The sequence below is a fragment of the Streptomyces sp. NPDC048436 genome, from assembly GCF_043200355.1.
Taxonomy (GTDB): Bacteria; Actinomycetota; Actinomycetes; order Streptomycetales; family Streptomycetaceae; genus Streptomyces.
The window spans coordinates 68,510-82,432 of the sequence record NZ_JBICXP010000016.1; the positions used below are offsets into that span (position 1 = coordinate 68,510).

A 13,923-nucleotide genomic window follows, 5' to 3' on the forward strand; every position below is an offset into this window, starting at 1 on the left:
CAAGTGGAACAGGCATCCGTTTTTCCGTCAACTGCCGTGAGACGTACCGCTCAGATCCTGGACACCCTTGACAGCGGGCCGAAAGCGCCCCGTACTCTCAAGGCGGATCGTGCTGAGGGGCTCGGTCCGTGTGAAGGCACCACCCGTGTGTGATCTCCCGCCGCGCGTTCCGACGCGTGCCCGGGGGTCTCCTGTATCCACGGAGCCTTCGCCATGTCTTCCGACACGCTCACCAAAGCCGCGACCGCCCCTCCCCACGACCCTCCTCCCGACGCCCCGCGCATCGTGCCGCGCCGCCGCGCCGGTCAGTGGGTGGCCGCCGCCGCGGTCCTTCTCCTTCTCGCGCTCGCCGCCAACTCGGTCGTACGCAATGACGCGTTCCAGTGGGACGTGGTCGGCGACTACTTCACCTCGGCGTCCGTGCTGCGCGGCCTGTGGCTCACGCTCTGGCTGACCGCCGTCGTCATGGTGCTCGGCTTCGCGCTCGGCACCGTGCTCGCCATGGGGCGGCTCTCCTCCAACCCCGTGCTGCGCGCCGTCAGTTGGGGCTATGTCTGGCTCTTCCGGTCGATGCCGATCCTGGTGCAGCTGCTGTTCTGGTTCAACATCGGGGCGCTGTACCCCTACCTCTTCGGCGTGAAGACGGTGAACCTCCTCGGGCCGATCACCATCGCCGTCATCGGTCTCACCCTGCACGAGGCCGCGTACGCCGCCGAGGTGGTGCGCGGCGGCATCCTCTCCGTCGACCGTGGACAGATCGAGGCCGCACAGGCCATCGGGCTCAGCCGGTGGCGCAGATGGCGGCGGATCGTGCTTCCGCAGGCCATGCGCTCCATCGTGCCGCCCGCGGGGAACATGCTGATCGGCACGCTCAAGGGCACCTCGATCGTCAGCGTCATCGCGGTGCAGGACCTGCTGTACTCCGTGCAGCTCGTCTATCACCGCACCTATCAGGTGATCCCGCTGCTGCTGGTCGCCACCCTCTGGTACGTCGTGGTCACCTCGCTGCTCAGCGTCGGCCAGTACTACGTGGAGCGGTACTACGCGCGCGGATCGGAGCGCACCCGATGAGCGTCACGGAACGCCCGGTGGCCGACGGCCTCGCCAAGGACGACGACTACAGCGCGCTGAAGGTCGTCCCCGTGCGCCACCCCTGGCGCTGGGCGGCCGTCGTCGCGACAGCCGTCCTGGTGGCCCAGTTCGCACACGGACTCGCCACCAACTCCGGCTGGGAATGGGAGGTGTTCGCCGAGTTCTTCACCGCCGACGTGATCCTCAAGGCGGTCTGGGTCACCCTCCAGCTCACCTTCTACGGCACGGCCGTCGGCTTCGCGCTCGGCATCGTGCTCGCCTTCATGCGGCTCTCGGCGAGCCCCTTCCTCAAGGCGGTGGCCTTCGCCTACATCTGGGCGTTCCGCTCGATCCCGCTCATCGTGCAGCTGCTCTTCTGGTTCAACCTGGCCTATCTGTACAAGGAGTTGCAGTTCGGCATCCCCTTCGGGCCCGGCTTCTTCTCCTTCGACACCATGGGGCTCGTCGGCGCGATGAGCGCGGCGGTCCTCGGGCTCGCACTCCACCAGGCCGCGTACGCCGCCGAGATCGTACGGGCGGGCGTACTGGCCGTCGACAGCGGCCAGTTGGAGGCTGCGGCAGCGCTCGGCATCCCCCGCCTGAGGCAGATCCGCCGGATCGTCCTGCCGCAGGCGATGCGCTCGATCCTGCCCAACGCGGCCAACGAGATCATCTCCCTCTTCAAGGGCACCTCGATCGTCTCCGTGATGGCGATCGGCGAGCTCTTCTACCAAGTCCAGGTCATCTACGGCCGCAACGGCCGCGTCGTGCCGCTCCTGATGGTCGCCACCGCCTGGTACGTCCTGCTCACCACCGCACTCTCCGTCCTCCAGCACTACGTCGAACGTCACTTCTCAAAGGGGGCATCGCGATGAGCGCGATGGTCGAACTCCGGTCCGTGCACAAGTCCTTCGGATCCCTGGAGGTACTGCGGGGCCTTGATCTGGAGGTGCGCAAGGGGGAGGTCACCGTCATCCTCGGCCCCTCCGGATCCGGCAAGTCCACACTGCTGCGCGCCATCAACCACCTGGAGAAGGTGGACAAGGGCTGGATCAGCGTCGACGGCGCGCTCGTCGGCTACCGGCGCTCCGGCGACAAGCTGTACGAGCTGCGCGAACGCGAGGTGCTCAAGCAGCGCACCCAGATCGGCTTCGTCTTCCAGAACTTCAACCTCTTCCCGCATCTGACGGTCCTGGAGAACATCGTCGAGGCGCCCATCTCGGCGCTGAAGAGGCCACGCAAGGAAGCCGTCGCCGCCGCCGGGACCCTGCTCGACCGGGTCGGGCTCGCCGACAAGGCGGACGCCTACCCCAAGCAGCTCTCCGGCGGGCAGCAGCAGCGCGTCGCCATCGCCCGCGCGCTCGCCCTCGAACCGAAGCTGCTGCTCTTCGACGAGCCGACGTCCGCGCTCGACCCCGAACTGGTCGGTGAAGTCCTCGACGTCATCAAGGACTTGGCGAGCCAGGGCACCACGATGATCGTCGTCACCCATGAGATCGGCTTCGCGCGTGAGGTCGCCGACACGGTCGTCTTCATGGACGAGGGACTGATCGTCGAACAGGGCGCCCCCGGCGACGTACTCGACCGGCCGCGGCACGACCGCACCCGCACATTTCTCTCCAAGGTCCTCTAGACCAAGGTCCTCCAGGTTCTCCCAGCCACGGTTCTCCAGGAGCTCTCGCATGCTTTCCCGACGTACCCTCTCCGCCTCCATCGCCGCCCTGGCCCTCGCACCCCTGCTCAGCGCCTGCGGCGGGGACAGCGACGCCGCGACCGGCTCAGGCAAGCCCGGCACCAAGAAGGTCGGCAACATCAACATCGGGCCCGACCAGAACCGCGTACGCGGCAAGAAGGTCGACGCCATCGCCGCGCTCGTACCCGAAGAGGTGCGCGGGCGCGGCACGCTGCGGCTCGGCGGCGGCGCCGACTCGACCGCGCCGCTCGGCTTCTACGCCACCGACGACAAGACGCGGATCGGCTCCGAGGTCGACATCGCGATCCTGGTCGCCGACATCCTCGGTCTGAAGCCGAAGTTCGAGCAGGTCTCCTGGGAGAACCTCTTCGTCGGCCTGGACAGCGGGAAGTTCGACGGCGTCTTCGGCAACGTCACGGTGACCGAGGAGCGCAAGGAGAAGTACGACTTCGCCACCTACCGGCTCGACAACATCGCCTTCGAGGCACGCAAGGACGCCACGTGGACGGCGAAGAAACCCGCGGACGTCGCGGGCAGGACCATCGCGGTCTCCTCGGGCACCAACCAGGAGAAGATCCTCGTCGACTGGAGCAAGGAGAACGAGAAGGCAGGGCGTGAGCCGGTCGACATCAAGTACTTCCAGAAGGACTCCGACTACTACCTGGCCCTCCAGTCCGGGCGCATCGACGCATACCTCGGCCCGAACCCCTCGGCCGCGTACCACGTGGCGTCGGCGGGACAGACGAAGATCATCGGTACGTTGTCGGGCGGGGGAGCCGCCGTCCAGGGCGAGATCGCCGCCACCACGAAGAAGGACAGCGGCCTGGTCGACGCCTACGCCGCCGCGCTCAACCACGCCATCAAGGACGGCAGTTACGCCAAGGTCCTGGGGCGCTGGGGTCTGGCGAGCGAAGCCGTGAAGAAGTCGCGCGTCAACCCCGAGGGCCTCCCCAAGCAGAAGGGCTGAACAGCACATGACGACGGACACGCCTACGGGCACGTCTACGGACGCGGCACGCGACTGGAAGCACTGGCACGAGCAGCGGACGGAGACGGTGTCGGCGCCCTATGGCCCACTGGCTCTCACCGGCACGCACTGGCTCGCCGACCATCCGGACGGCCGGCTCCCGGGCATCCCCGGGCGCTGGACCGAGGCGGGCGACGAGATCGTTCTGACCGCCGACGCCGACGCCGACGCCGACGACGGACTGACAGTCGACGGGCGGCTCCTCAGCGGAGAGGTCCGGCTGGGCGCCGACCCCGGCCAGGTCGCCGCGGCCCGCGTCGCCCTGGGGGAGCGCCGCCTCGTCGTGCTGCGGCGCGAAGGGCTCTGGGCGGTACGCGACTTCGACCCCGAGTCCGCCGCGCGCCGCGCCTTCCAGGGCATCGAGGCCACGGAGTACGACGCGCGCTGGGCGGCGGTGGGGCGCTTCACGCCGTACGCCGCCGACGGCACCGGCAGCGGGGTGCGCACCGTACGGGTCGGCAACGCGGACGGGGTGGAGCGCGGGCTCGGCCTCGGCGGTGAACTTGCCTTCACCCTGGCCGGAAAGGAGCACACGCTCCAGGTCTCGGTGGAGGGCGACGGCTCATTGTGGGCGGTCTTCGCCGACACGACCGGCGGGGTGTCCAGCCACCGGTTCCGGTTCCTGCGTCCCGCAGCGCCCGACGCCGAGGGGCGCACGACGGTGGACTTCAACCGTGCGCTGCTTCCGCCGTGTGCCTTCGCCGACCACTTCCTCTGCCCCTTCCCGCCCCCGGGCAACACGCTTGACGCCGAGATCGCCGCCGGTGAGCGGAACCTTCTTGCCCGCCGACACGTCTGAACGAGCGCCGATGACCCCAGCCCCGGTGGCGTACGAGAGATACGACAGCCGCCGGGGCCGGTCGACATGTATCCGGCTGACGGCTGAAAGACGCCCTTGTGCGTGCTGTCCTTGGCCCGAATACTCCCGAGCAGCGCTTGTCAGGGGCACGGCGTATCCGGAACCCGGACCGTCTTTTGTGCTCTATGGCTGCGCCTCACGGGCCTGCAACCCACACGGGCCCACTGACTTCCCCTCGGGAGGAACAACAAGTGAGGAACAAGCGCACCACCCCCCGCAGCGGCATAGCGAGACGTACTCGTCTGCTCGCCGTGGCCACCGGACTTGTGGCCGCCGGCGCGCTCGCCGTCCCCGCTGCGAACGCCAACGACGTCACCACCTTCAGCTCGGCGCAGCTCACCAAGGCGGGCGACGCGGTACTCGACGCCAATGTGGCGGGCACCGCGTGGAGCGTCGACAAGGCGACCAACCGTCTGGTCGTCACTGCCGACAGCACTGTCTCCAAGGCCGAGATCGCCAAGATCAAGGCGGCGGCGGGCAGCAACGCGGGTGCCCTCAAGGTCGAGCGGACCCCGGGCAAGTTCAGCAAGCTGATCTCCGGCGGCGACGCCATCTACGCATCGAGCTGGCGCTGCTCGCTGGGCTTCAACGTCCGCAGCGGCAGCACCTACTACTTCGTCACCGCCGGTCACTGCACCGACGGTGCGGGCACCTGGTGGTCCAACTCGGGGCACACCACGACGCTGGGGACCACGACGGGTTCCAGCTTCCCGACCAACGACTACGGCATCGTCAAGTACACCGGCTCGGCCAGTCACGCGGGCACGGTCGGCAGCCAGGACATCACCAGCGCGGGCAACGCCACCCTGAACCAGACCGTCACCCGGCGCGGCTCCACCACCGGCATCCACAGCGGTAAGGTCACCGGCCTGAACGCGACCGTCAACTACGGCGGCGGCGACATCGTCTACGGCATGATCAAGACCACGGTCTGCGCCGAACCCGGCGACAGCGGCGGTCCGCTCTACGCGGGCACCAAGGCACTCGGCCTGACCTCGGGCGGCAGCGGCAACTGCTCCTCGGGCGGCACGACCTTCTTCCAGCCGGTCACCGAGGCGCTGAGCGCGTACGGCGTGAGCGTCTACTGATCCACGTACGACCCGTTCTGCAGCCAGCGGCTGAGAGCCCCCGCCCGGAGTCACGGGCGGGGGTTCTCCCCTGTCTCCCGTCTCCCTTTGTGCGTCGTGCGGCGCTACCTTCGAAGTGCACGCCCAACACGCCCAATTCGGACCCTGGGGGCCGGCATGGTCGAGGAGCTGGTGGTGGCGGGAGCGACCGTCGGGGCTGTCGGAGTGGTCTATGTGATGGCCGCGGCGCGTGTCGTCAAACAGTACGAACGGGGTGTCGTGCTCCGGCTCGGACGGTTGCAACGCGCGGTGCGCGGGCCCGGGTTCACGATGGTCGTGCCGGGTGTGGACCGGCTCCGTAAGGTCAACATGCAGATCGTGACGATGCCGGTGCCCGCGCAGGACGGCATCACGCGGGACAACGTCACCGTCCGGGTGGACGCGGTCATCTACTTCAAGGTGGTCGACGCGGCCGAGGCCGTCGTCCAGGTGGAGGACTACCGTTTCGCGGTCTCGCAGATGGCACAGACGTCGCTGCGCTCGATCATCGGCAAGAGCGACCTCGACGATCTGCTCTCCAACCGGGAAAAGCTCAACCAGGGCCTGGAGTTGATGATTGACTCGCCCGCGCTCGGGTGGGGTGTACAGATCGACCGGGTCGAGATCAAGGACGTATCCCTTCCGGAGACGATGAAGCGGTCGATGGCCCGGCAGGCCGAGGCGGACCGTGAGCGGCGGGCGCGTGTGATCAACGCGGACGCCGAGCTGCAGGCCTCCAAGAAGCTCGCTGAGGCCGCGCACGAGATGGCGGCCGAGCCCGCCGCCCTCCAGCTGCGGCTCCTGCAGACCGTCGTGGCGGTCGCCGCGGAGAAGAACTCGACGCTCGTACTGCCCTTCCCCGTGGAGCTGTTGCGCTTCCTGGAGCGGGCCCAGCCGGCGCCGCAGCCGCCCGCGGCGGCGCCCCAGCCCTCCGTCGCCACGCCACCACCGCCTGCCGTCGCACTGCCGGATTCCGGTACGGCGGATTCGGAAGGCGGAGAGCCGGACGCGCCCGCAGGGTCGAGAACCGGACAGGACTAGTCCTTACCCGCTGCCGATCGTCCGCTCGCACGCGGTGTTTGCAGCGGGAACCGACGTGGTGCGACCCGCAGCGGTGAAGAGGTGGGGGGCGCACGGTGGTTGTGGCGTGCGCGTCCTGAAGTAGACCTTGTGTGCTACCCGGCGGTATCGGGATAGTGGGCCCAACCTTTGGCATGGACGCGGCTTTTGCAGCGTGAGCGACTCCGTGCTGGTACGCCTTCCGGCCCTCAGGTCCCCACACCGAACGGGCCGACCCCCCACAGGAGGACGTGACGTGAAGCACCGACGCATATCCAAGCGACGTGCCGCCGTGGCAGGTGCGGGCATCACCGCACTGATCGCCGCCGGAATCACCTTCCAGACTGCGAACGCGAGTGAGAGTGCCCCGACCCCCACGCCGGACACCCTCTCGGTCGCGAAGGCCGGAAAGCTCGCCTCGTCCCTCGGCAAGGGCCTCGGCGCGGACGCCGCGGGTACGTACTACGACGCCAAGGCCAAGAACCTGGTCGTGAACGTCCTCGACAAGAGCGCGGCGGACGCCGTCGAGTCGGCGGGCGCCAAGGCCAGAATCGTCGAGAACTCCCTCGCCGAACTGAAGAGCGCGCGCTCCACGCTCAGCGACAAGGCGACCATCCCCGGCACCTCGTGGGCGGTCGACCCGGCCACCAACAAGGTCGTCGTCACGGCGGACCGCACGGTCAAGGGCGCCGCGATGGACAAGCTGGACGCGGTCGTGAAGGGGCTCGGTTCCAGGGCCGAACTCCAGCACAGCAAGGGGGAGTTCAAGCCCTTCATCGCAGGTGGCGACGCCATCTGGGGTGGCGGCGGCCGCTGCTCGCTCGGCTTCAACGTGGTCAAGGACGGTGCGCCGCACTTCCTGACCGCCGGGCACTGCACCGAGTCGATCACCAGCTGGTCCGAGGAGGAGGGCGGCCCGGTCATCGGTGAGAACGCGGGCTCCAGCTTCCCCGACAACGACTACGGAATCGTCAAGTACAGCGGTGACACCGCGCACCCGAGTGAGGTGAACCTCTACAACGGCTCGACGCAGGCCATCACCAAGGCGGGCGACGCGACCGTGGGCCAGAAGGTGCAGCGCAGTGGTTCGACCACGCAGGTGCACGACGGGACGGTCACCGGTCTCGACGCCACCGTGAACTACGGAAACGGCGACATAGTCAACGGGCTCATCCAGACCGACGTCTGCGCCGAGCCGGGCGACAGCGGCGGCTCGCTCTTCGCGGGCGACACGGCGCTTGGGCTGACCTCGGGGGGCAGTGGTGACTGCTCCGCCGGCGGGGAGACGTTCTTCCAGCCGGTGCCGGAGGCGCTTGCCGCTTTTGGGGCGGAGATTGGTTAGGCCCTCCCGGCAGGGGTAGCAGTACGGGGTCGGTTCGCCTTGGGTGGGTCGGCCCCGTTTGCTTTGATTCCTGCGGGCCGTATGTGGCTGGGCGCGCAGTTCCTCGCGCCCCTATGGGGCGCCTCTTACGGGGCGCCCAGCGTTTTATCCCTGCCCGGCTGGCGGTCCCCCCGTAGTGCTGACATGACCAGGGTGATGGCGGTGCCCAGGACCGCCCAGGCGGCGAGTACCAGCATGGGGCCGGTGATCGCGTTGCCCTTGAAGTACGCGATGGAGCGCGCCGCCCAGGTGCCCGCGCCCGGCGGCAGCCAGGGGCCGATCGCCTTCCAGAACGGCGGCAGCATCGGCAGCGGGAAGGCGCCGCCCGCGCTCGGGTTGCCCGCGATCACGACGAGCAGGACGGCGAGGCCGATGCCCACGATGCCGGTGAGCGACTGCAGGGCGAGCGTGATCATGCCGACCGAGAAGACGACGAGCGAGCCGAGGCCCCACAGGCCCATGATGCTGCCGGGCAGGGCGCCGAGAATGGGCCCGATGATGAGCGCGCCGCCCAGGCCCCCCGCGATCGAGTAGAGCGCCATGGCGCCGGTCCTGATCAGTGCGCGCTGGCGGTTCGTGGCCCGGGAGCCCGCGCTGATCGCCAGGATCGAGGCGCACAGATAGCCGCCGACGCACCAGCCGACGACGAGGTAGAAGGACGAGAGCCCGTTGAAGTCGTCGGGGGACGCCGGGGCCACGTCCACGGCCTTGACCGTCCGCTGCTGGTCCGCTTCGACCTGGGTGGCGATCTTCTCCAGGGCGGTGGCGAGGACGGTGCCGCCGCCGGAGCCGACAAGGAGGGTGTCGTCGGTGCCCCGGGGGTCGAGGAGCAGGGCGCCGTCGATGTCGCGGTTCATGATCTGGTCGCGGGCCGTGGCCTCGTCCTTGAGTACGCGGGGGTCGAGCGGTTCACCGGGGAGTTTCCTGAGCTTGGCCGCGGTCTCCTTCGCAGCGGGCCCCGGAGCGACGACCCCGAAGGGTGCGTCCTTCAGCTTCGGGTCGTGCAGGGCACCCACGTAGGAGGCGATGAACAGCAGCTGCAAGGCCAGTACGCCGATGACCAGCAGGGCTGCTCGTGGAGTGACGGCGCTCTTCAACTCATCGGTGAAACTCATGCCCCCACGCTCCGTGGCCCCTGCCGTTCCCGCAGGTGGGCGGGTCCGAATGGGCGAAGCGGGGTGTGGTCCGGCCCGGGTGTCGTACGTACGTTCGAAACTTGGTCTATGGTGGAGGCGGGGGATGTGAGGTCGGATCGGTTCAGGGTTCCAGGAGGTGCGTGTGCCAGGGTTCACGCATCTGCACACCGTCTCCGGGTTCTCCCCTCGGTACGGGGCCTCGCACCCGGAGCGGCTCGCCGAGCGCGCCGCCGAGCGGAACATGGACGCCCTCGCGCTCACCGACCGGGACACCCTCGCGGGGACGGTCCGGTTCGCCAAGGCCTGCGCGAAAGCGGGGGTGCGGCCCCTGTTCGGTACCGAGCTCGCGGTGGGGGAGCCCGCCCCGGCGCGCGGTGAGCGGCGCCGGGCCCCGGTGCGCGGAGGTGCCTTCATCGACGAATCGACCCCGCGCGTGACCTTCCTCGCCCGCGACGGCGCCAGGGGCTGGGCCGCGCTGTGCCGCCTGGTCACCGCCGCCCACCGGAGCGGCGAGGGGCAGCCCGTGCTTCCGTGGGAGGAGAACCATGGCGAGGGCATGACTGTGCTGCTCGGCCCCGCGTCCGACGTGGGGCGCGCGCTCGCCGCCGGACGCCCCGACCGGGCCGCCCGCCTCCTCGCCCCCTGGCGCGAGCGCTACGGAGACGCGCTGCGCCTGGAGTCCGTATGGCACGGCCGTGAAGGCACAGGCCCCGGCTCGCTCCGCCTCGCGGCCCGCACCGTCGGCTTCGCCGCCGAGCAGGGCGTGCGCCCCGTCCTGAGCAACGCCGTCCGCTACGCCGACCCGGGGATGGGCCCGGTCGCCGACGTACTCGACGCGGCCCGCCGCCTCGTCCCCGTCGACCCGACCAAGGAACTCGACGGCGGGGAACGGTGGTTGAAGGGCGCCGACCTCATGCTGGGCAACGCCGAGCGGATCGTGGAGGCGGCCGGCTTCCGCCGCGACACCGCGCGCCGCCTGGTCGAGCAGACCCAGACGGCCGCCGCCGAGTGTCTCGTCGACCCCGAGGACGACATCGGCATCGGCTCCGTCCGCTTCCCCGAACCGCACCTGGTGGGCGCGGGGCGCCGCAGCGCGCAGCGCGTCCTCGCCTCACGCGCGACGGCGGGCATGGTGCTGCGCGGCTACGACCGCTCCCCGGGGGCCCGCGGCTACTGGGAGCGGATGCACCACGAGCTGGACATCATCGCGTACCACGGCTTCGCCTCCTACTTCCTCACCGTGGCCCAAGTGGTGGACGACGTACGGGGCTTGGGCATCCGGGTCGCGGCGCGCGGCTCCGGTGCCGGGTCCCTGGTCAACCACCTCATCGGCATCGCGCACGCCGACCCCGTCGAGCACGGCCTGCTGATGGAGCGCTTCCTGTCCACGCGGCGGGCCGTCCTGCCGGACATCGACATCGACGTGGAGTCGGCCCGCCGCCTTGAGGTCTACCGCGCGATCATCGGCCGCTTCGGCACCGACCGGGTCGCGACCGTCGCCATGCCCGAGACCTACCGGGTCCGCCATGCCATACGTGACGTGGGCGCCGCCCTCTCCATGGACCCGGCCGAGATCGACAAGATCGCCAAGTCCTTCCCGCACATCCGCGCGCGCGACGCCCGCTCGGCGATGGAGGAGCTGCCCGAACTGCGGGCGGTGGCGGGGGAGATAGAGAGACACGGCCGCATGTGGGAGCTGGTCGAGGCCCTGGACGCGCTGCCGCGCGGGGTCGCCATGCATCCGTGCGGGGTGCTGCTCTCCGATGCCTCGCTGCTCGCGCGTACGCCCGTCGTGCCCACCAGCGGCGAGGGCCTTCCCATGTCCCAGTTCGACAAGGAGGACGTGGAGGATCTCGGGCTGCTCAAGCTCGACGTGCTCGGCGTGCGGATGCAGTCGGCGATGGCGCACGCGGTGGGGGAGGTCGAGCGGGCCACGGGCGAGCGGGTGGACGTGGACGCGGTACCGCCGGGGGACCCGGCGACGTACCGGCTCATCCAGTCGACCGAGACGCTCGGCTGCTTCCAGATCGAGTCGCCGGGCCAGCGTGATCTGGTCGGGCGCCTGCAGCCCGCGACCTTCCACGACCTGGTCGTCGACATCTCGCTCTTCCGTCCGGGGCCGGTCGCCGCCGACATGGTGCGGCCGTTCATCGAGGCCCGGCACGGCCGCGCGCCCATCCGCTATCCGCACCCGGATCTGGCGGGTCCGCTGAAGGAGACGTACGGCGTCGTCGTCTTCCACGAGCAGATCATCGAGATCGTGGACATCATGACCGGCTGCGGGCGCGACGAGGCGGACCGGGTGCGGCGCGGGCTCTCCGACCCCGAGTCGCAGGGGCGGATCCGGTTCTGGTTCGCGCAGCAGGCGGCGGCGAAGGGGTACGACGCCGAGACGATCGGCCGGACCTGGGAGATCATCGAGGCCTTCGGGTCGTACGGCTTCTGCAAGGCGCACGCGGTGGCCTTCGCCGTGCCGACCTATCAGTCGGCGTGGCTGAAGGCCCATCACCCGGCCGCCTTCTTCGCCGGGTTGCTCACGCACGACCCCGGGATGTACCCGAAGCGGCTGCTGCTCGCGGACGCGCGGCGGCGGGGGGTGCCGATCCTGCCGCTGGACGTGAACCGGTCCGCGGTCGCTCACCGTATCGAACTGGTGTCTGGTTCTGGCTCGGCCGGCACCGGTCCGGCTCCGGACCGGTGGGGCCTGCGCCTCGCCCTCTCCGACGTGCACGGCATCAGCGAGGCCGAGGCTGAGCGGATCGCCGACGCGCAGCCCTACGCCTCGCTCCTGGACTTCTGGGAGCGGGCAAGGCCCAGCAAACCGGTCGCCCAGCGGCTCGCGCAGGTCGGCGCGCTCGACGCGTTCGGCGCCAACCGCCGCGATCTGCAACTGCACCTCACCGAGCTGCGGCGCGGCTCGCGCGGCGGATCCTCCGGGGCCCAACTCCCCTTGTCCGGCGGGCGGAAGACGGCACCCGCCGGGCTGCCCGACCTGGACGACGCGGAACGGCTCAGCGCCGAACTCGGCGTCCTCGGCATGGACTCCTCGCGCCATCTCATGGGCGACCACACGGAGTTCCTCCGGGAACTCGGCGTACTGACGGCGCGCCGCCTGCGGGAAGCCGAACACGGGGCGACCGTGCTCGTCGCGGGCGCCAAGGCGGCCACCCAGACCCCGCCGATCCGCTCCGGGAAGCGGGTCATCTTCACCACCCTTGACGACGGCACGGGCCTGGTCGACCTCGCCTTCTTCGACGACGCCCACGAGCGGTGCGCGCACACCGTCTTCCACTCCTGGCTGCTCCTTGTCCGCGGGGTGGTGCAGCGGCGCGGGCCGCGCAGCCTCAGCGTGGTGGGCGCCGCCGCCTGGAACCTGGCGGAGCTGGTGGAGCTGCGGCAGGAGGGCGGGCTCGACGCGGTGGGGGCACGGCTCGCCGAACCTGGCAGCCCCGAGGGGGCCGATGAGGTGGCCGATGCGGGCGGCGGTCGGCGCATCCGGATGTCCACGGGGTACGAGATGCATCCCTGGGCCGACCTCCAGCCGCCCGGCGAACGTGCGGCAACGGGGCGGAAGTTGTGGCACCAGAGCCCGGGGAGTGCGGGATGAGCACTCTTTGCATACGGTTCCTGCTGCCTCCCCTGTACGAGGCCGCCCTGCCCCAACTGATCTCGCTGGTCGGCGAGTTCAGTCCGGTCGTCGAGGCACTGCCGCCCGATGGTGCGCTCGTCGACGTACGGGGGGCGATGCGTTACTTCGGGTGGGACGCCGCCGAACTCGCCTCGGTGATCCGGGTGCGGGCGCTCGCCCTGTACGGGGTGGACTGCGTGATCGGCGCAGGGCCGGGCCCGATGCTGGCGCGGATGGCCGTGCGGGGGGCCGCGCCGGGAGTGACCCTGGCCGTGGGCCCGGAGCCGGAGGCCGCCCTGGAGTTCCTCGGCCCGAAGCCGGTCGGCGAACTGCCGGGGGTCGGCCGCGCCACCGCCCGCTCCCTCTGCTCGTACGGACTCGACACCGTCGGCAAGGTGGCCGCCGCGCCGCTGTCCACGCTGCAGCGCCTCGTCGGCGCCCGCGCCGGCCGCGAACTGCGCGAGAAGGCGCACGGAATCGACCGTACGCAGGTCGTACCGAACGCGGCGTCCCGCTCCCTCGCATCCGAACGGCCCTTCCCTCGCGACGAGTTGGACCCCACACGGCACCGCAGGGCGCTGCTCTCGCTCACCGAGGAACTCGGCGCGCGGATGCGCGGCGAGGACCAGGTGTGCCGCTCCCTGTCCCTCACCGTGCGGTACGCGGACCGCACCGGCTATTCGACGATCACCCGCACCCGCACGCTGCCCGAACCGACCGCGCACTCCTCCGCGCTGACCACCACCGCGTACCGCATGTACGAGGCGCTCGGCCTCCAGCGGGCCCGGGTGCGCGGCATCTCCCTGCGCGCCGAAGGGCTCGGCCCCGCCGAACAGGCCGCCCACCAGCTGATGTTCGACCCGGCGGACGACAGGGCCCGCCGGATCGAGGAGGTGGCCGACCGGGCGCGGGCGAAGTTCGGGCCCGGCGCGATCGTGCCGGGGACGCTGGCGGCGTAGGCGC

General features: G+C 70.3%; 11 protein-coding genes. 10 read left to right on the forward strand and 1 reads right to left on the reverse strand.

The annotated features are described in order from the left end of the window. The first annotated feature begins 213 nt into the window (after positions 1–213). The 8 genes from ACGFX9_RS35730 (at position 214) to ACGFX9_RS35765 (ending at position 8,157) form a co-directional block, all read left to right on the forward strand. A complete protein-coding gene (locus ACGFX9_RS35730) occupies positions 214–1,071 on the forward strand; it encodes an amino acid ABC transporter permease (RefSeq protein WP_393483116.1) in 858 nt (285 codons plus the stop codon). Next, complete coding sequence (locus ACGFX9_RS35735; protein ID WP_393483119.1) at positions 1,068–1,946, forward strand: amino acid ABC transporter permease; 879 nt, start codon at positions 1,068–1,070, stop codon at positions 1,944–1,946. Before ACGFX9_RS35730 ends, ACGFX9_RS35735 begins: the two co-directional genes overlap by 4 nt. A gap of 5 nt (positions 1,947–1,951) precedes the next feature. Continuing rightward, positions 1,952–2,704, forward strand: coding sequence for an amino acid ABC transporter ATP-binding protein (locus ACGFX9_RS35740; protein WP_393483385.1), 753 nt, complete (start codon positions 1,952–1,954; stop codon positions 2,702–2,704). A 49-nt stretch (positions 2,705–2,753) separates the two neighbouring features. Beyond that, a complete protein-coding gene (locus ACGFX9_RS35745) occupies positions 2,754–3,731 on the forward strand; it encodes an ABC transporter substrate-binding protein (protein WP_393483122.1) in 978 nt (325 codons plus the stop codon). A 7-nt stretch (positions 3,732–3,738) separates the two neighbouring features. Then, positions 3,739–4,590 carry a DUF1684 domain-containing protein gene (locus tag ACGFX9_RS35750; protein ID WP_393483125.1) on the forward strand — a complete coding sequence of 284 codons (852 nt, stop codon included), beginning with the start codon at positions 3,739–3,741 and terminating at the stop codon, positions 4,588–4,590. 251 nt (positions 4,591–4,841) lie between these two features. Then, the gene (locus ACGFX9_RS35755) at positions 4,842–5,738 is read left to right on the forward strand and encodes a S1 family peptidase (protein WP_393483127.1); all 897 of its coding nucleotides are present in this window, start codon (positions 4,842–4,844) and stop codon (positions 5,736–5,738) included. A 156-nt stretch (positions 5,739–5,894) separates the two neighbouring features. Further along, positions 5,895–6,797: a slipin family protein gene (locus tag ACGFX9_RS35760; protein WP_393483129.1), complete on the forward strand. Its 903-nt coding sequence runs from the start codon at positions 5,895–5,897 to the stop codon at positions 6,795–6,797. Between the two features lie 274 nt (positions 6,798–7,071). After that, complete coding sequence (locus ACGFX9_RS35765) at positions 7,072–8,157, forward strand: S1 family peptidase (protein ID WP_393483131.1); 1,086 nt, start codon at positions 7,072–7,074, stop codon at positions 8,155–8,157. Positions 8,158–8,282: 125 nt separating this feature from the next. Here ACGFX9_RS35765 and ACGFX9_RS35770 read toward each other — a convergent pair whose 3' ends face one another. Continuing rightward, a complete protein-coding gene (locus tag ACGFX9_RS35770) occupies positions 8,283–9,311 on the reverse strand; it encodes a DUF3533 domain-containing protein (protein WP_393483133.1) in 1,029 nt (342 codons plus the stop codon). Between the two features lie 163 nt (positions 9,312–9,474). Between ACGFX9_RS35770 and ACGFX9_RS35775 the strand changes: the two genes are divergently transcribed. Both ACGFX9_RS35775 and ACGFX9_RS35780 read left to right on the forward strand, forming a co-directional pair. Next, on the forward strand, positions 9,475–12,939 hold the full coding sequence (locus ACGFX9_RS35775; protein WP_393483136.1) for a DNA polymerase III subunit alpha: 3,465 nt from the start codon (positions 9,475–9,477) through the stop codon (positions 12,937–12,939). Then, positions 12,936–13,919, forward strand: coding sequence for a hypothetical protein (locus ACGFX9_RS35780; RefSeq protein WP_393483139.1), 984 nt, complete (start codon positions 12,936–12,938; stop codon positions 13,917–13,919). Before ACGFX9_RS35775 ends, ACGFX9_RS35780 begins: the two co-directional genes overlap by 4 nt. Positions 13,920–13,923 lie beyond the last annotated feature (4 nt).